The following is an 18,428-nucleotide window of genomic DNA, read 5'->3' as shown; positions in this document are numbered from 1 at the left end:
GGTCCGAACTGCCCGGAAGTTCCCTACCGCACCGGGACACCCGTCCGGCACGATGAGCCCGACCCGCACCGCACCGCACCGCACCGCATCACGCCATCGGCCGGAGGGTGTCCCGTGAACCGCGAACTGCACGCCGGGCTCGACGACTTGCAGCGCGACCCGTATCCGGCCTACACCCGGGCACGGCAGACCGAGGGCCTCACCCACCTCGCCGAACTCGACGCCTGGCTCGTCTCCCGGGACGCCGACGTACGCGAAGTCCTGCGCCGCCCCGAGGACTTCTCCTCAGCGATGGCCCTACGGCCCGACGTGCTCCCGGCGCCCGCCGCGCTCGCCATCCTCGGCGGCGGCTTCGGCGGGCGACCCGTCGTCGTCACGGCGGACGGCGCGCGGCACCAGCAGTTGCGCGCACCCATCGTCCGCGGCCTCTCGCCGTCCCGGGTCGCGGCGGTCCTGCCGTACGCCGCCGAGCGCGCAGCGGCCCTGGTGGACACGTTCGTGGACGGGCAGCGCAAGGACGGGCACGTCGAGTTGATGTCGGCGTACGCCAGGAGGCTCCCCGGCGAGGTCGTCGGCAGGATCGTCGGCCTCGACCCCGCCGACGTGCCCGGCGTCGTCCACGGGGGTCACCGCGCCGAGGAGTTGCTCTTCCGCCCGCTGGCGGAGGACGAGCAGATCGCCGCGGCCGAGGACGTCGTCGCGATGCAGCGCACGCTCGACCGGTACGTACGGGAGCGGCACGCAGACCCCCGCCAGGACCTCTGTACGGAACTGATCGCTTCGGTCGCCGAGGAGGGGGACGGCGGCGACCTGACCCTGGAGCACAGGCACCAACTCGTCGCCCATCTCCAGAACTTGCTCCTCGCAGGTCACCTCACCACCACCGCGCTCATCGGCACGACCGTCCTGCATCTGCTCAGTCACCCGGACCAGTGGGAGCTGCTCCGCGCCGAACCCGATCGCATCCCCGCGGCGATCGAGGAGGCGGCCCGCTACGACACCGCGTTGCAGGGCTTCCGCAGGGTCACCACCCGGCCGGTCGTCCTCGCCGGTACCGAACTCCCCGCCGGAGCAGCGCTGTTCGTCGCCTTCGGCTCGGCCAACCGGGACGAGAAGCGCCATGCGCGTGCCGACACCTTCGACATCACCCGCACCCCGAGCCGCCACTTGGCCTTCGGCTTCGGCGTGCACAGCTGCCCCGGCTCCCAACTCGCCCGCGAACAACTCCGCCTCACCCTGGAGGAGTTGACGACCCGCCTGCCCGGCCTACGGCTGGCGGAGGACCGGCCGGTCACCATGCGGCCCACGATGATCCACCGTTCCCCGTACGCCCTGCACCTGGCCTGGTGACTCACTCGCCGCCGAGTTCCCGCCCGAGCCGCAGATTCCACCGCCCGGACCGCCCGCTGAGGTCGGTCGCGGTCAGCGGCAGTACGTCGAGCCGCCAGAACGCGGGCCCGGGTGCGTCGAGGACCGTGACCGCAACGGCCCGCACGAAATCCTGCTCGACCACGGCGAGGGTCCTGCCCTCGAACCCGGCCGCCGCCTCCAGCCACCGCCCCGCCCGCTCGCAGAGCACCCGCACCGACTCCCCGCCATGAGGCACCGCGTCCGGGTCCGACAGCCAGGCCATCACCGCGTCCGGCTCCCGCGCCATCACCTCGTCGAGGGTCAGCCCCCGCCAACGCCCCATGTCCAACCCCGCCAACTCGGGCTCCGGCACGGCCGAGAGGCCCAGCGCGGACGCCGTCTCCCGGCACCGCACGGTGGGCGAGACCAGCACCCGGTCAGCCGCCCGGAGCGAACCCGCGACGGACTCGGCGCGGGCCGCACCGCTCGGGTCGAGCGGGCTGCCGTCGTCGAACCGGGTCTCCCGCAGGGACCGGTTCATCGCCGGCGAGATCAAGGTGATGCGGCTGGTCACTTCGGCGCTCCAGTTCTGCGGGCTGTGCGGATCATCGTCTCAGGGCGGGGACGGCCGGGAGGGTGTCCTCCCGGCCGCCCCCCCATCACCATCGGGTCAGGACCCGGTCAGCTCCTCGCGGACCGTGCGGGCCGCGGCGACCAGGTTCTCCAGGGACGCGCGGGTCTCGGGCCAGCCGCGGGTCTTCAGACCGCAGTCCGGGTTGACCCACAGCCGCTCCGCCGGGATGGCCTCAAGTCCCTTGCGCAGCAGGGCCGCTGCCTCGGCCGTGCTCGGCACGCGCGGGGAGTGGATGTCGTAGACACCCGGCCCCGCCTCGCGCGGATAGCCGTGCTCGGCCAGCTCCCGCGCGACCTGCATGTGCGAGCGGGCCGCCTCCAGGCTGATGACGTCCGCGTCGAGGTCGTCGATGGCCTGCACGATGTCGCCGAACTCGGCGTAGCACATGTGCGTGTGGACCTGCGTCTCCGGCCGGACCCCGGCGGTGGTCAGCCGGAACGCCTCCGTGGCCCAGGCGAGATACGCCTCCCGGTCCGCCGCGCGCAGCGGGAGGGTCTCGCGCAGGGCGGGTTCGTCGACCTGGATGACCGAAGTCCCGGCCGCCTCAAGGTCGTTGACCTCGTCGCGCAGGGCGAGGGCGACCTGCCGTGCGGTGTCGCCGAGCGGCTGGTCGTCGCGGACGAAGGACCAGGCGAGCATGGTGACCGGTCCGGTGAGCATGCCCTTGACCGGGCGTGAGGTGAGCGACTGGGCGTACGTCGTCCAGCGCACCGTCATCGGTTCGGGGCGGGAGATGTCGCCGGCCAGGATCGGCGGGCGGACGTAACGGGTGCCGTAGGACTGGACCCAGCCGTGCTGGGTGGCGAGGTAGCCCGTCAGCTGCTCGGCGAAGTACTGGACCATGTCGTTGCGTTCGGGCTCGCCGTGCACGAGGACGTCCAGGCCGGTCTTCTCCTGGAAGGAGATGACCTCGCCGATCTCTGCCCTGATCCGCTCCTCGTAACCGGCCGTGTCGATCCGTCGCGCTCGCAAGTCGGCCCGCGCGGTGCGCAGTTCGGCGGTCTGCGGGAACGAACCGATCGTGGTCGTCGGCAGCGGCGGCAGCCCGAGATGCGCGCGCTGCGCCGAGGTCCGCTCGTCGTACGGCTGGGAGCGGCGGCCGTCGGTGTCCGTGACCGCGGCGGCCCGGGCCCGTACGGCGGGATCGCGGGTGAGTGCCGAACCGGCGCGGGAGGCCAAGTCGGCGCGGTTGGCGGCGAGTTCGGCGGCGATCGTGTCGGTGCCCTGGGTCAATCCCTTGGCGAGCGTGACGATCTCGGCCGTCTTCTGGCGTGCGAACGCCAGCCAGCGCAGGATCTGCGGCTCGATGTCCCGCTCGGCGGCCGCGTCGAGCGGCACATGGAGCAGCGAGCAGGAGGCGGCCACGTCGACGCGGTCGGCCAGCCCGAGCAACGTGCCCAGTGTGGCAAGGGAGTTGGTGAGGTCGTTGACCCAGACGTTACGGCCGTTGACCACGCCGGCGATCAGCCGCTTGCCGGGCAGTCCGCCGACGGAGGCGAGGTCGTCCAGGTTGGCGGCGGCGGACTCGGTGAAGTCCAGCGCGAGGCCCTCCACGGGTGCCTTCGCGAGGACCGGCAGCGCGTTGCCGAGCCGGTCGAAGTAGGAGGCGATCAGCAGCTTCGGCCGGTCGGTGAGGGCACCGAGGTCGCGGTAGGCGCGGGTGGTGGCGTTCAGTTCGGCCGGGGTGCGGTCCTGGACCAGGGCGGGCTCGTCGAGCTGCACCCATTCCGCGCCCGCCGCGCGCAGGTCGGCGAGGACCTCGGCGTACACGGGCAGCAGCCGGTCCAGGAGCGTCAGCGGTTCGAAGTCCGCGGACACTCCGGGGGCGGGCTTGGCGAGCAGGAGGTAGGTGACCGGGCCGACCAGGACCGGGCGGGCGGTCAGGCCCAGGGCGAGGGCCTCCTTCAACTCCGCCACCTGCTTGGTGGAGTCGGTGGTGAAGACGGTGTCCGGGCCCAACTCGGGCACGAGGTAGTGGTAATTCGTGTCGAACCACTTCGTCATCTCCAGCGGCGCCACGTCCTGCGTGCCGCGGGCCATCGCGAAGTAGCCGTCCAGCGCGTCGAGTTCGACGGCGGCGCGGTGGCGTTCGGGGATGGCGCCGACCATGACGGTGGTGTCGAGGACGTGGTCGTAGTACGAGAAGTCGCCGGTCGGGACCTCGTGGATGCCGGCGGCCGTCAGCTGCTGCCAGTTGGTGCGGCGCAGTTCGGCGGCGGTGGCGCGGAGGGCGTCGGCGTCGACGCGGGCCTTCCAGTAGCCCTCGATGGCCTTCTTGAGTTCTCGGCCCTTGCCCTGGCGGGGGTAGCCGTAGACGGTGGCCCGTGCTGCCGCGGCTGCGGACTTCGGTGTCACGGAAATCTCCTTCGCGAGATATCTCCCTGGATCCCGGTGTCGGGACGTGAGCGCGAAGTTCGTAGACCGGGGGATGGTGATCGCCCGTGTGTACGCCGACCCGCCCACGAGGTCACCGGGATTCCGCGCGCGAATGCTTCGCGTGCGGGCAGGTGGCAGGTCTTCGGACTTGCGGGCACGGCCTCCGTTTGACCGGAGGTCACCTACTGGCCGTCGCTTCCCAGGTCCTGTGTGGGCCCAGTGCGTATGACGGCGGTCGTTCCTGCTTACCGCTGCGGGGCAGTCCCGGAGTCTCACCGGGTTCCCTCTTGCGACGCGTCCGTCTGGGTGACGGGGCGAACCAGCTGCGTTGGCCAGCCTACGGGGTGGGGGTCTTGTGCGTCGATTTTTGGGTGCGGGCCGGTGGGGGCTGGTCGCGCCCACGCGGCGGAGCCGCAAATCGATACAGCCCCGCGCCCCTAGGGCAAGTCAGTTGGCCGGGATTCGAAAGCTCGCAGGATTTGCTCGGCCGCCAGCGTTGCTGTCAACTCGCCCTCTCGTACCTGGCGTTCTAGGTCCGGGGCCAGGGCGCGGACAGTCGAATCGGCGTGCAGGCGGCCCAAGAGCTCTTCTCGGACCATCGTCCAAGTCCAGTCCACCTGTTGCTCGCTGCGCTTCACCGCCAGGCGGCCCGTGGAGTCCAGCAGGGAGCGGTGTTGCTCCAGGTGCTCCCAGACCGTGTCCAGGCCTGTTCCCTCGCGGGCGCTACAGCTCAGTACCGGCGGGGTCCAGGCCGCGTCGGCCGGATGCATCAGGCGTAGCGCGCCTGCCAGTTCACGTGCCGCGCTCTTCGCGTCGCGCTCGTGCGGGCCGTCCGCCTTGTTGACGGCGATGACGTCCGCCAGCTCCAGGACGCCCTTCTTGATGCCCTGCAACTGGTCGCCGGTGCGGGCCAGGGTGAGCAGGAGGAAGGAGTCGACCATGTTGGCCACCGCCGTTTCCGACTGGCCTACGCCTACCGTTTCGACGAGGACGACGTCGTAGCCCGCCGCCTCCATCACCACGATGGACTCGCGGGTCGCCTTCGCGACGCCGCCCAGCGTGCCGGCGGTGGGGGAGGGGCGGACGAAGGCCGCCGGGTCCACGGCCAGGTGTTCCATGCGGGTCTTGTCGCCGAGGATCGAACCGCCCGTGCGGGTCGACGACGGGTCCACGGCCAGCACCGCGACCCGGAAGCCCTGCGAGGTGAGCCGGGTGCCGAAGGCGTCGATGAAGGTCGACTTGCCTACGCCGGGTACGCCGCTGATGCCGATCCGGCGGGCCTGGCCGCTGTGCGGGAGGAGTGCGGTCAGCAACTCCTGGGCCATGACCCGGTGTTGGGGTTTGGTCGACTCGACGAGGGTGATGGCGCGGGCCACCAGGGCCCGCTTGCCGTCGAGTACGCCCTTCACATAGGTGTCGACCTCGATCACAGGGTGTGCCCGAGGTCGGCGGCCAGGCGCTGTACGAGGTCGTAGGCCGCGTCCGGGATCACCGTCCCGGGCGGGAACACGGCCGCCGCGCCCATCTCCAGGAGGGTGGGGACGTCCTGGGGTGGGATGACCCCGCCGACCACGATCATGATGTCCTCGCGGCCCTCCTCGGCGAGGGACTCCTTCAACGCCGGTACGAGGGTGAGGTGTCCGGCGGCGAGGGAGGACACCCCGACGATGTGTACGTCCGCCTCTACGGCCTGGCGGGCCACCTCGCCGGGGGTCTGGAACAGCGGGCCGACGTCGACGTCGAAGCCGAGGTCGGCGAAGGCGGTGGCGATCACCTTCTGGCCGCGGTCGTGGCCGTCCTGGCCCATCTTGGCGACCAGGATGCGGGGGCGGCGGCCCTCGGACTCCTCGAACTCGGCCACGAGGGTACGGGTGCGCTCTACTGACGGGGAGTCGCCGGCTTCGGTGCGGTACACACCGGCGATCGTACGGATCTGGCTCGCGTGCCGCCCGTACACCTTCTCCAGCGCGTCGGAGATCTCGCCGACCGTCGCCTTCGCGCGGGCCGCGTTCACCGCCAGCTCCAGGAGGTTTCCCGTGCCCTCGTCGGCCGCGCGGGTCAGCGCGTGCAGCGCGTCCTGGGTGGCCTGTTCGTCGCGCTCGGCGCGCAACCGCCGTAGCTTCTCGATCTGTTGGGTGCGTACGGAGGAGTTGTCGACCTTGAGGACGTCGATCTGCTCGTCGGTCTCCACGCGGTACTTGTTGACGCCGATGACCGGCTGGCGGCCGGAGTCGATGCGGGCCTGGGTGCGGGCCGCGGCCTCCTCGATGCGGAGTTTCGGGATGCCCGCGTCGATGGCCTTGGCCATGCCGCCCGCCGCCTCGACCTCCTCGATGTGCTGCCAGGCGCGGCGCGCGAGGTCGTAGGTCAGCTTCTCTACGTACGCGCTGCCGCCCCACGGGTCGATCACGCGGGTCGTGCCGGACTCCTGCTGGATGAGGAGTTGGGTGTTGCGGGCGATGCGTGCCGAGAAGTCGGTGGGCAACGCGAGGGCTTCGTCGAGGGCGTTGGTGTGCAGCGACTGGGTGTGGCCCTGTGTTGCCGCCATCGCCTCCACGCACGTGCGCGTGACGTTGTTGAAGACGTCCTGCGCGGTCAGCGACCAGCCCGAGGTCTGTGAATGGGTGCGCAGGGAGAGGGACTTGGCGTTCTGCGGGTCGAACTGCTTGACCAGCTTGGCCCACAGGAGGCGGGCCGCGCGCATCTTGGCGATCTCCATGAAGAAGTTCATGCCGATCGCCCAGAAGAAGGAGAGCCGGGGCGCGAACGCGTCCACGTCCATCCCCGCCGCCCGGCCCGCCCGGATGTACTCGACCCCGTCCGCGAGGGTGTACGCCAGCTCCAAGTCGGCCGTCGCGCCCGCCTCTTGGATGTGGTAGCCGGAGATGGAGATGGAGTTGTAGCGCGGCATCCGCTGCGAGGTGTACGCGAAGATGTCGGAGATGATCCGCATCGACGGCTTCGGCGGATAGATGTAGGTGTTGCGGACCATGAACTCTTTGAGGATGTCGTTCTGGATGGTCCCGGCCAACTTCTCGGGCGGTACGCCCTGTTCCTCCGCTGCCACGATGTAGAGGGCCAGTACGGGCAGCACCGCGCCGTTCATCGTCATCGACACCGTCATCTTGTCCAGCGGGATGCCGTCGAAGAGCTGGCGCATGTCGTAGATCGAGTCGATCGCCACGCCCGCCATGCCGACGTCACCGGTCACGCGCGGGTGGTCGCTGTCGTAACCCCGGTGCGTGGGCAGGTCGAAGGCGACCGACAGGCCCTTCTGACCGGCCGCCAGGTTGCGGCGGTAGAAGGCGTTGGACTCCTCGGCCGTGGAGAAACCCGCGTACTGGCGGATCGTCCAGGGCTGGTTGACGTACATCGTCGGGTACGGGCCGCGCAGATACGGGGCGATACCCGGGTAGGTGGCCAGGAAGTCCAGGCCTTCCAAGTCCTGGCCGGTGTACAGGGGTTTGACGGCGATGCCCTCCGGGGTCTCCCAGAGGAGGTCGTCGCCGCCCGCCGCCTTCTTCACCGCGTCGCGCCACTCGTCGGGGCCGGCCTCGGTGGCCGGGGCTCCCAGCTCGATCCCGGAGAAGTCGGGGATGCGCCCCATCGCTGCCATCAGGACACTCCCATGCGGTCGAGGGTGGCGGAGAGTACGGCTACGGCGTCGCAGCCCGCGAAGACGTAGGCGTCGACACCGGAGTACTGCCCGGGACGGCCCGCGAGGAACACGTGCCCGGCACCGGCCGACCTCAACTCCCCGGCGATCTGGGCCGCTTGCTCCTCGTACAGCGCGTCGCTGGAGCACAGGCAGGCCTCGGTGGCCCCGCTGTCCGCGAACTCGCCCCCGGTGACGGGCTCGATGCCGCCCGCCTGGAACAGGTTCGACGCGAAGGAGAGGCGGGCCGTGTGCGCGGCGGCCGGGCCGAGCGCGGCGAGGAAGATCCGGGGGCGGGAGCCGGTCGCCGCGAGGTGGGCGTCGGAGCGGGCGCGCAGTGCTTCGTAGGCCTCGTCGCGCCGTACGCGCGGCAGGCCGCCGGACGGGGCGGTGAGGCCGGGGGCGCGCTCCGGGAGGCGTTCGGCGAGGTTCGGGAACTCGCTGACGCCGGTGATGGGTTCGCGGCGTTTGGCGAGTTTCGCGCTGCGGGCCGCCCAGGTCGTGGCGAGGTCCTCGCGGAGGCTGCCCGAGCGCAACGCGGCCGCCTGGCCGCCCTGTTGCTCGATGTGCTGGAAGAACTCCCAGCCCGCGTGGGCGAGTTCGTCCGTGAGCCGCTCCACGTACCAGGAGCCGCCCGCCGGGTCGATCACCCGGGACAGATGCGACTCCTCGACCAGGATCGTCGAGGTGTTGCGGGCGATCCGCCGCGCGAACGCGTCCGGCATCCCGAGCGCGTGGTCGAAGGGCAGCACGGTGACGGACTCGGCGCCGCCCACCCCCGCGGCCAGCGTCGCGACCGTCGTGCGCAGCATGTTCACCCACGGGTCGCGGCGGGACATCATCACCGGCGAGGTCACCGCGTGCTGCACCTGCCCGCCCGGCGCCCCGCACACCTCGGCGATGCGTGCCCAGAGCCTGCGCGCCGCGCGCAACTTGGCGATGGTGAGGAACTGGTCGGCGGTCGCCGCATACCTGAACTCCAGCTGCCCCACGGCCTGTTCGACGCTCAGGCCCGCCTCGGTCAGCTCGCGCAGATAGGCGACACCGGTCGCCAGCGAGGCGCCCAGCTCCTGCGCCGCCGAACCGCCGGCCCCGTGGTACGGCAGCGCGTCCACGGTCAGCGCGCGCAGCCCCGGGTACTCCTCGGCGCAGCGCCGGGCGAGCGCGGCGACGGGTGCGAAGGGGAATGCCTCGTACCCGGTGCGGGCCGCGAAGTTCAGTGGGTCGGCGCCGAGGGTGCCGCGGGCGGCTTCGGGCGCGACGCCCCGCTCCTCGTACAGCCGTAGCAACTCGGCTGCCGCGGGCTCGACTTCGCTTCCCGCGTCGAGGGCGACGGGCGCCAGGTCGAGAAAGACGCCGTCGAGGGTGGCGCCGAGCGACGCGACCGGGATGCCGCGCTCCCCCGTGACCAGCCACAGCGAGGTGGCGCCGTTCTCCAGGTCGCCGAGGACCGCGGCGTTGTCGCCGGTCGTGTGCTGCTGGCGTACGTCCCAGCCGCCGAGCGTGTTGCCCTCGGCGCGGCCGCCCCGGACGAAGGGGGCGAATCCGGGGAGGCCGGGTTCGGGTACGGAGTCGTCGGCGGTGTACAGGGGACGGGCACGGAGTCCGTCCTCCAACGAGGTGGACAGGGCGTCTTCCGCTGCGGCACCCGAGACTTCCTTGCCCGACTTGCGCAGTACGCCTTCGACCAGGCGTTGCCACTGCTCATGCGTCGCGTCAGGGAACTCGGCGGCCAGCGAGAGCCCGTCGTCGGGCAGGACCGTCATGCTCGGATGCTAGGGCAAATGTGCAGGTGGGCAGCAGAGGACGTGGCTGTGACCTTAACCTCTCCGCGCGGTCTAGACCAGTGCCCCGGCGCCGTCCCGCCCTCCCTGCCAGGGACTACAGCCCGATGTCCCTGCGGTTCATGTCGTCCAGCGACTCACGGCGGACCAGCACCCGCGCGATGCCGTCGGCCACCGCGACGACCGGCGGGCGGCCGACGAGGTTGTAACCGGACGCCATGGACAGGTGGTACGCGCCCGCCGCCGGTACGGCGAGGAGGTCGCCGGGGCGTACGTCGCCGGGGAGCGCCACCTCGTCCGCGAGGATGTCGCCCGCCTCGCAGTGCCGGCCCACGACGGTGACCGGGCGGGGCGGCACGGTCGCCGGGCGGCCGATGAGCCGGGGTGCGTAGCGCACGCCGTAGAGCGCGGGCCTCGGGTTGTCGCTCATGCCGCCGTCGACCGCGACGAACGTGCGGGCGCCGGTGCGCTTCACGGCCAACACCCGGTACACGGCGACCCCGGCGGGGCCGACGATCGCACGGCCCGGTTCGAGGGTGAGCCGGGGCACGCGCAGCCCCGCGCGGGCGCAGCCGTCCTCCAGTTCGGCGCGGACCCGGCCCGCGAGGACCGGGATGTCGAGGCGTTCCTCGCCGGGGCGGTAGGCGATGGCGTGCCCGCCGCCGATGTCCAACTGCGGGAGCGTGACGCCGTGTTGGTCGCGGACGCGGGCCAACAGCCCGACCATGCGCCGAACCGCGGCGACGTACGGCTTCGTGGTCGCGATCTGCGAGCCGATGTGGCAGTGCAGGCCCACGAGTTCGAGGTGCGGCTGGTCGAGGATGCGGGTCACCGCGTGCTGCGCGGAGCCGTCGGTGATGGACAGGCCGAACTTCTGGTCGTCGGTGCCGGTGCGCACCTTGACGTGGGCGCCGGCCGCGACGCCCGGCACCACCCGCACCATCACCTTCTGGCGGCTGTCGGCGGGTGTGATCGCGGCCAGCCGGGCGATCTCCGAGGTGCTGTCGACGACGATCCGGCCGACCCCGAGGCGGAGCGCGGTGCGCAGGTCCTCCGGGCTCTTGGCGTTGCCGTGCAGCACGATCCGCTCCGGCGGGAAACCGGTGGTGACGGCCAGCGCGAGTTCACCGGCCGAGCAGACGTCGAGGCCGAGCCCCTCCTCCCGCACCCAGTGGGCCATCGCCCGGCACAGGAACGCCTTGGCCGCGTAGACGACATCGGCGTCCGGGAACGCCGTGCGGTACGTCCGGCAGCGGTCGCGGACCTCCTGCTCGTCGAGGACGTAGACGGGGGTGCCGAAACGGTCGGCCGCCTCGGCGAGCGAGACACCGCCGACGGTCAGGTCGCCGGTGGGGGCGGGGCGGGTGGAGCCGGGCCAGACGGACAGGTCGTGGCTGTCGGCGGCCGGTACAACGGGGGCGTCCAGGATGGACATGGGTGGGTCTCCTCAGCCGATCAGCAGGTTCAGGCACGCGACGACGGCGGCGGCGCCGGTCACGCGCAGGGCACCGACGTGCTGGGGATGCCAGCGGCGCCAGGAGTTCGTCCGCTCCCGCTCGGCGGCCGCCGTACGGTCGGCGGCGGGGGCGGAGAACTGCGGGTCGACGGTGAGCGCCGTGACGCCGAGCGGTGCGGCGAGGGCGCGCAGCGCGGGTTCGGAGAGCCGGATGCGGTCCAGGGGCGCGGGCGGCCGGCCGGTCAGCCCCCGCCCTCCGTCAGCTCCCGCGCGTCCACCGCCCGCCCCAGTGAGATACGGCGGTGCAGGGCGGCCAGCTCGCCCTCCAGGGGAGACGGCGGCACCGTCAGGACCGGGCACGCGGCGTGGGTGACGCAGTAGCGGGCGACGGACGGGAACAGGGCGCGCAGCGGTCCGCGCGGTCCGGCGCCGATGACCAGGAGATCGTCGGGGCGGTCGGCGGTCTCCACCAGGGCGCGGCCCGCCGTACCCCGGACGACCAGGCCCTGGAACGGGACCCCGGGACCCGGCTCGCCGAAGGCCGCGTCGAGCACGGCGAGGAGCCGGTCGGCCGCGTCGCGTCGGAGATGGGACACCGGGGGCGCCAACATCGAGCGCCCGTGGGCGAGTTCACCGCCGGGCGGCTCCCACGCGAGGACCGCCAGCAGCTCGGCACCGGTGCGACGGGCCTCCCGCACCGCCCGGTGCAGCGCCGCCAGACTGCCCGGCGAACCGCTCACTCCGACCACGGCACGTGCCCGTCCGTCACTGCTCATCGACGCTCACTCCTCGGCGTACACACACGTCTGCGTGTCCCATCGAAAGGCCGAAGAGAGCGGACGTACCGCCGTGTTGGCGCCCGTCTGACGCTGGGGGGCCGATTCTTGACGCGCCCGTGACGCGGTGCCGGCGATGGCCGGAAACGGCTCCCCGACTCCCGTCCGGCCGACCGGCCGTGTCAACGAAGGGGCGGTCTCTGGCAAAGCGCCGGGCAAGAATCGGCCCCGGCGCCCGCCCCTCGGGCCGCAATGACCGTCTGGCAACGCACTGTTCACTCGGGGGCCGCCGGGAAGCGCCAATGTGCGGACGTTGTCAGCTCAACTGCTCGCCAGGGAGGGCACCATGACCACACAGACCGAGACACCGGACGAGTCGACGCAGTCGTCCGAGGGGGTCAGCCGACGTCACGCGCTGGGTCTCCTCGGTACGGCCGGCGCCGGCGCGGCCGTCACCCCCTTGCTGGGAGCAGGCACGGCGCAGGCCGCCCCGCTCGACGCCCCGGCATTCCACCTCACCGCGGACTCCTCCGGGACCTCCCCGGTCCAGGGCCTGCACCTCACCTTCGGCGCCGACCCGCGCACCCAGATGAACGTCTCGTGGATCACCGACAAACCGGTGAACAGACCCGTCGTGCGCTACGGCACGCTGGAGCACGGCTTCGGCTCCAGCGCCAAGGCCCGCACCGTCACCTACGTCGACGGCACCTCCAGCCGCACCGTCTACGTCCACCACGCCGCGCTGAACCGGCTCACCCCGGACACCGACTACCTCTACCTCGCCACCCACGAGGGCGCGACGCCCGACAGCGGCACGTTCCGCACCGCGCCGCACGGCCGCAAGCCGCTCACCTTCACCAGCTTCGGCGACCAGTCCGCCCCGCAGGTCACCTGGGCCGCCAACGGCACGGTCGGGCTCGACGCGAACTCCACCCCCGCCACGAAGGACATCGTCACCGGCATCGAGCAGGTCGCCCCGCTCTTCCACCTCCTCAACGGCGACCTCTGCTACGCCAACCTCGACGTCGACCGGGTGCGCACCTGGAACAACTTCTTCACCAACAACACCCGTTCGGCCCGCTTCCGCCCCTGGATGCCGGCGGCCGGCAACCACGAGATCGAGAAGGCCAACGGCCCGATCGGACTCGGCGCCTACCAGACCTACTTCGCCCTCCCGTCCACCGAGACCGACGCCGAACTCGCGGGCCTCTACTACGCGTTCACGGCCGGCTCGGTCCGGGTCATCGTGCTTCAGAACGACGACAACTGCCTCCAGGACGGCGGCGACGTCTACATCAGCGGCTACTCCGGCGGACGCCAACTCGCCTTCCTGGAGAAGGAGTTGAAGGCGGCCCGGGCCTCGCGCGACACCGACTGGATCGTCGTCGCCATGCACCAGGTCATGGTCAGCTCCACCGACGCGAACGGCGCCGACCTCGGCCTGCGCCAGAAGTACGGCCCCCTCTTCGACCGCTACGGCGTCGACCTGGTGCTGTGCGGCCACGAGCACAACTACGAGCGCTCGCTGGCCGTCCGCGGAGTCGTCAGCGGCACCGAGACGCTGACCCCCAACCCGGTCTCCACGGCCACCGACAACATCGACACCGGCCTCGGCACCGTGCACATGATCCTCGGCGGCGGCGGAGTCTCGGGCACCACGAACCAGAGCTTCTTCAAGGACGGCACCGGCAAGGTGATCACGTCCGTCTCGGCCACCCCCGGCTCCAACGGCAAGCGCACCTCCACGTACACACAGGAGGAGGCGGTCTGGATCGGCGTCCGGGACACCGAACACCCCTACGGCTTCGCCGCGTTCACCGTCGACCCGGGCCGGCACGCCGGCGACACCACCCGCATGCACGTGACCTACTACAACGTGAACAAGCCGAACGGCGACCTGTCGGTGTTCGAGAACTTCACCCTCCACCGCAAGCGTTCCGACGGCCACCGCTAGGTCCTAGGAGCGGTCCTCGTCCGGCAACCAGTGCAGGGCGAACCAGAGTTCCATCCGCACGCCGGGGTCCTGTAGGTCCACATCGAGCAGTTCGGCGAGCCGTGCCGGACGGTGCCGCACGGTGTTCCGGTGGACGTGCAGGGCCGCCGCCCCGCGATGATCCTGCACAACCACGGTCGGCGCACCACTGGTCGTCCCCGCTACAAGGACTGAGGGCACCCACAGGGACCGGGATCAGCCCGTCGTCGCGGCCTTCTGTCCGGACGGGGCGACGGCGTACCACTCGCCGTCCTTGCCCTGGCCGTTCGCCTCTCCGGCCGTCGTGTCGCCGACGTACCGGTACAACGGCCAGCCGGCGAGGGTGAGTTGCGGCTGCCCGTTGCGGTGCACCGTGCCGAGAAGGCTCTTCTCGACTCCCGACGTCTGTACGGAGTCCTGCGCGATGACGGGGATCCATGTCATCGTGCAGGCGTCCTTGCACGTCCACTTGGAGGGGGACGGCTCGTCCTTGTCGAAGCGGTAGAGGGTCTTTCCGTTGTTGTCGGTGACCACGGTGCCCAAGCCGTTCATCGCCTTGGCCGTCAGGGCGGTGGTCGTGGTTCCGTCACCAGAACTTGCGCCGGCGGTCGGTGGTGTGGCGACCGGTGTGGAGATCGCGGGATCCGACGCGGCCGGGGTCACGGAGGCGGCGTCGCCGGTTCCGGCGTCGTTCGAGGAACCGCACGCCCCCAGCAGCAGCGTGGAGGCGAGCCCTGCGACGAGGCTCAGGAGGATGCGTCGCGGGATCAAGGAAGTGCCCTTCGTCGGGAGTCGCGTCTGCTTGCTCCCTTAGTACGTCGGCGGATCCTCCCCCTTCTCACCCGCGGGTTTTCACATGACGGAGTCTTGACCAGCCGGTGCGCGGACCCGCGAGGCGGGCGTACCGGTCGACATGCCTCCGTCGACCGGCAGGACGACACCGGTGAGCTGAGCGGCCCGGTCCCCGGCGAGGTAGAGCACCGCCTCGGCCACGTCGGCGGGGCGCCCCTGGCGCGCCAGGGGTTGCAGCCGGGTCACCGCGGCCTTGTCGAACGCGGCGTTGATCTCGGTCGCGATGTTGGCGGGCGCGACGCAGTTCGCCCGCACCCCGTGCTCACCGAGTTCCACCGCGAGACACCTCGTGAAGTGCGCGACCCCGGCCTTGGCGGCCCGGTACGGGAGCATCCCGGTACCCGGGTCGATGCCGGCCGCCGACGCCACGTTGACGATCACGCCACCGCCGTGCCCGACCATGTGCAGGGCGGCGTACCGGCTGCCGAGCATGACCCCGAACAGGTCGACGGACACGACCCGTTGGAAGTCGCGCAGGTCGTCGTCGAGGAACCGGCGCAGGCTTCCCGACACACCGGCGTTGTTGCACATCACGTGGAGCCCGCCGAAGCGGTCCACCGTGAACTCCACGAGTTCGCCGACCTGTTGGGCGTCGGTGACATCGGTGCGCCGGAACGCAGCGCGGTCGCCGAGGGATTGGGCGACGGAGGCGCCGGCCTCCGCGTCCACATCGGCGACCACCACGCGCGCGCCCTCGGCCACGAACCGCTCGGCCGTCGCCCGCCCGATGCCACCGGCGCCGCCCGTGACGATCACGACCTTCTCCGCGAACTCGGGCCGCCCCCTCATATGAGTGGGGGAGTGGCGATGACGACCACGCTCATGCGGCAGCCGGACTCCTCGGTCTGCCAGCCGTGGTCGACTCCGTTCACGACGACGGCGTCGCCCGCGTCGAGCCGGTGCGGCCCGTCGTCCAGCAGCAGGTTGACGCTCCCTTCGAGTACGACGTCGTAGTCCACGCTGTCGGTGTGGTGCAGTTCCGTCTTCGACCCGGCCGGAAACTCGATGAAGTTCCAGCGGGCGGTGCCGGGTTCGGCGCCCACGGCGACCAGATGGCCATGGCCCGGCGGCCGGGGCGGGGGCGGACTCGACTCCGTCGCGGCCGCCGGTGTCACGGTGATGCCGGCCCCTTCGAACGCCGTCCCGGTCGGCTGCCTCTCCTCGGCCACGTGCGAACGGCCTTGCCCGTCGATCCCTGTGATGAGCACGCGCACTACGACTCCTCCTTGAGTCAGCGATCGTCAACAGCCCACATTCACAAGCCGGTTGGCCCCGTCGTCCCGAGATGGGGGAGCACGGGCCGCAGATCGAAGACCGTACGGATGCCGGGCTCGGCCTCCACGACGTTCGGGACCGAGTTCACCGCCGGGTGCGCGGTGTATCCCGCGAGGTGCTGCGAGTACTCCTCGTCGGTCCGGCCGAAGCTGACGCGGGCCCGCATGGGCGCGTCGCCCTTCGCGGTGAACAGCCAGCCCTCGCCGCCGATGTTCCAGTCCTTGTCGAGATGCTGGGTGCAGAACCAGTGCGACCGGAAGGTGAGGAACGGCCTGCCGTCGCGCAGCCCGGCGACCGTGATCCGCTGCGCGGCCATCGTGCCCTTCTCGATGACGGACCCGTCCGAGAGCGTGACCGGCTCGGTGGCGCGCGCGAACTCCCCACGCACGTCGAAGCCTTCGAGCGGCAGGCCGATCGCGTCGGCCAACGCGGTGAGCGACTGCTCGAAACCCACCGTGGTGCCCCGCAACAGCCGCGGGTCCATCTCGTCCTGGCCGACCGGCGTACCGAACCCCATCACCTGGGTGATCATCTCGGGCCCCACCGAGGCCGGGATGTCGGCGTACTCGTCGATGGTGAGTTCGTCGAGCCGCCGCATCGCGTGGACGAGCGTCAACGGCATCGTCGTCGTACTGAAGCCGGGACTGCTCCCGGTCGCGTGGATCGACGCGCCGCCCCGCGCACAGGCATCCTCGACGCGCTCCCGGATCGCCGGGTCCATCGCCGGGCCGTAGAAGAACTCGTTGCGGGTGGTGATGATGTTGATCCCGCTGCTCAACAGCCGTGTCACGTCGTCGAGTTCGAAGCCCTCCTGCATGTAGAGCACGCAGTCGGGCTCCAGGGACACGACGTCCTCGACATCGCGCACGGCGGGGATGCCGAGCGGGGCGATCCCCGCCAGTACGCCGGCGTCCTTGCCCTTCTTCTCCTCGGAGTGGACGTAGAGGCCGACCAGTTCGAGGTCCGGATGGTCGACGACGGCGCGGATGGCCTTCGTTCCCATCCGGCCCGCGGCCCACTGGACGACGCGGTAGGTCCGGCCCGGTACTGGCTTGTCGTTCGGCATTGCGGCTCCCTCGAAAGCGGCTCGGCCGGCTCGGTGCCGTGGATCAGAGGTTGTAGACGCGGGCGGCGTTTCCGTGAACGAGCTTGCTCACCAGGTCTGTTGGGAGATGCAGCAGATTGTCGCGGATCGTCTCGCGGGGACCCTTGATGTCGATGTTCGGCGCGGGCGAGAGGCTCGTCGAGTGCGGGTAGTCCGTCTCGAACATGAAGTTGTCGGGATACAGCTCCGCCGGCGGACCGACATGCGGGTCGAACCAGAAGGTGGCGTAGATCTGCCGCCTGAAGTACTCCGACGGCAGGAGCATCTCCGGGTGGTCGCGGTGCGTCGAGAGGCTGTTCCACTGCCAGTCGAGGGCGTCGAGCAGGAACGGGACGTAGCCGATGCCGCTCTCCACCGAGACGAACTTCAAGGTCGGGTAGCGCTCGCAGATCCGGCCCAGGATCAGCTCCGAGATGCAGCGGGCGTTCGACAGGAACGCCCCGGCGGAGGCCGCCGTGAGGGCGAGCGTGTCGACGACGGGTGCCGCGCCCGCGGCCACGACCCCCTGGTCCTCGGCGAAGCTCTCGTTGAAGGCCACGTGGAAGTTGACGGGCCAGCCCATCTCCTCGACGGTCTTGAGCAGCGGCTCCCACTCCGCCGAACGCAGCGGCGGCAGACCGCACTTCTCGAACTGCCAGCCGAAGTTGAGGCCCTTGTGGCCCAGCGCGTGGCAGCGTTCGAGTTCGGCGACGCTCGCCTCGATGTCCCACCAGGGAAGGTTGGCGAGCGGGATGAGCCGGTCCGGGGCCGTCGAACTGAACTCGCTCAGGAAGTCGTTGTACGTCTGGATGATCTCCAGCCGGAGTCGCGGCTCCAGCGACAGGATCGCGCCCGTGTGGAAGGCGATCATGTTCGGGTACAGCACCTGCGAGTGGATCCCGTGCCGGTCCAGCCAGCCGAGGCGGGGCTCGGCCTGCCACGCGCCGGGGTCGGCGTCGGCGTAGACGAGCGGGCTCGCGGGATACGGCTCCGGCCACCCGGCCTGCGCCTGCCCGCCGACGGCGGTGCCCAGCCGTAGGTCACCGATGAACCAGGTGTCCCGGTCGCCGGTCCGCCTGATGTGGGGCACGTTGTCGCCCCACTTCTTCGACATCCGCGCGGTCCAGAGGTCGGGGGGTTCGAGGACGTGCGAGTCGACGTCACAGATCTTGAGCTGCTCGACAGTGTCCGATTCGGACACGGCTGAGGTCAGG

Annotated in this window: 14 protein-coding genes, 1 pseudogene and 1 riboswitch; of the genes and pseudogenes, 2 read left to right on the top strand and 13 right to left on the bottom strand. The window is 71.1% G+C overall.

Features of this window, described 5'->3' with window-relative positions:
- The first annotated feature begins 114 nt into the window (after positions 1-114).
- Positions 115-1,350, top strand: coding sequence for a cytochrome P450 (locus tag OG194_RS09265; protein ID WP_327400371.1), 1,236 nt, complete (start codon positions 115-117; stop codon positions 1,348-1,350).
- A 1-nt stretch (position 1,351) separates the two neighbouring features.
- Here the strand turns inward: OG194_RS09265 and OG194_RS09260 are convergent, their stop codons facing one another.
- The 7 genes from OG194_RS09260 to OG194_RS09230 form a co-directional block, all read right to left on the bottom strand.
- Entirely contained in the window at positions 1,352-1,924 is a 573-nt protein-coding gene (locus tag OG194_RS09260) for a histidine phosphatase family protein (protein ID WP_327400370.1), read from the bottom strand.
- Positions 1,925-2,020: 96 nt separating this feature from the next.
- Positions 2,021-4,339: a 5-methyltetrahydropteroyltriglutamate--homocysteine S-methyltransferase gene (gene metE, locus OG194_RS09255; RefSeq protein WP_327400369.1), complete on the bottom strand. Its 2,319-nt coding sequence runs from the start codon at positions 4,337-4,339 to the stop codon at positions 2,021-2,023.
- Between the two features lie 149 nt (positions 4,340-4,488).
- Positions 4,489-4,686: riboswitch (cobalamin riboswitch) on the bottom strand.
- A gap of 111 nt (positions 4,687-4,797) precedes the next feature.
- Positions 4,798-5,790, bottom strand: a complete 993-nt coding sequence (meaB, locus tag OG194_RS09250; protein WP_327400368.1) for a methylmalonyl Co-A mutase-associated GTPase MeaB — start codon at positions 5,788-5,790, stop codon at positions 4,798-4,800.
- On the bottom strand, positions 5,787-7,976 hold the full coding sequence (gene scpA, locus OG194_RS09245) for a methylmalonyl-CoA mutase (protein ID WP_442811515.1): 2,190 nt from the start codon (positions 7,974-7,976) through the stop codon (positions 5,787-5,789). The genes meaB and scpA overlap by 4 nt, the downstream gene beginning before the upstream one ends.
- Positions 7,976-9,781 (bottom strand): methylmalonyl-CoA mutase subunit beta, encoded by a 1,806-nt coding sequence (locus OG194_RS09240; RefSeq protein WP_327400367.1) that lies wholly within the window; start codon positions 9,779-9,781, stop codon positions 7,976-7,978. Before OG194_RS09240 ends, scpA begins: the two co-directional genes overlap by 1 nt.
- A gap of 115 nt (positions 9,782-9,896) precedes the next feature.
- On the bottom strand, positions 9,897-11,234 hold the full coding sequence (gene lysA, locus OG194_RS09235) for a diaminopimelate decarboxylase (RefSeq protein ID WP_327400366.1): 1,338 nt from the start codon (positions 11,232-11,234) through the stop codon (positions 9,897-9,899).
- A gap of 263 nt (positions 11,235-11,497) precedes the next feature.
- Positions 11,498-12,031: a universal stress protein gene (locus OG194_RS09230; RefSeq protein ID WP_327400365.1), complete on the bottom strand. Its 534-nt coding sequence runs from the start codon at positions 12,029-12,031 to the stop codon at positions 11,498-11,500.
- 346 nt (positions 12,032-12,377) lie between these two features.
- Between OG194_RS09230 and OG194_RS09225 the strand changes: the two genes are divergently transcribed.
- Complete coding sequence (locus OG194_RS09225; protein WP_327400364.1) at positions 12,378-13,985, top strand: purple acid phosphatase family protein; 1,608 nt, start codon at positions 12,378-12,380, stop codon at positions 13,983-13,985.
- Between the two features lie 3 nt (positions 13,986-13,988).
- Here the strand turns inward: OG194_RS09225 and OG194_RS09220 are convergent.
- The 6 genes and pseudogenes from OG194_RS09220 to OG194_RS09195 form a co-directional block, all read right to left on the bottom strand.
- Positions 13,989-14,141: pseudogene (locus OG194_RS09220) on the bottom strand (helix-turn-helix domain-containing protein); the annotation flags it as partial.
- Positions 14,142-14,219: 78 nt separating this feature from the next.
- Positions 14,220-14,774, bottom strand: a complete 555-nt coding sequence (locus OG194_RS09215) for a hypothetical protein (protein ID WP_327400363.1) — start codon at positions 14,772-14,774, stop codon at positions 14,220-14,222.
- Positions 14,775-14,855: 81 nt separating this feature from the next.
- Entirely contained in the window at positions 14,856-15,644 is a 789-nt protein-coding gene (locus OG194_RS09210; RefSeq protein ID WP_327400362.1) for an SDR family NAD(P)-dependent oxidoreductase, read from the bottom strand.
- Positions 15,641-16,063, bottom strand: coding sequence for a hypothetical protein (locus tag OG194_RS09205; protein ID WP_327400361.1), 423 nt, complete (start codon positions 16,061-16,063; stop codon positions 15,641-15,643). The genes OG194_RS09210 and OG194_RS09205 overlap by 4 nt, the downstream gene beginning before the upstream one ends.
- Positions 16,064-16,110: 47 nt before the next feature.
- On the bottom strand, positions 16,111-17,196 hold the full coding sequence (locus OG194_RS09200; RefSeq protein WP_327400360.1) for an NAD(P)H-dependent amine dehydrogenase family protein: 1,086 nt from the start codon (positions 17,194-17,196) through the stop codon (positions 16,111-16,113).
- A 43-nt stretch (positions 17,197-17,239) separates the two neighbouring features.
- Positions 17,240-18,415, bottom strand: a complete 1,176-nt coding sequence (locus OG194_RS09195; RefSeq protein WP_327400359.1) for an amidohydrolase family protein — start codon at positions 18,413-18,415, stop codon at positions 17,240-17,242.
- Positions 18,416-18,428: the final 13 nt, after the last annotated feature.

The sequence above is a fragment of the Streptomyces sp. NBC_01288 genome, from assembly GCF_035982055.1.
Lineage (GTDB): Bacteria > Actinomycetota > Actinomycetes > Streptomycetales > Streptomycetaceae > Streptomyces.
This window is presented reverse-complemented; position numbering and strand designations above follow the sequence as displayed.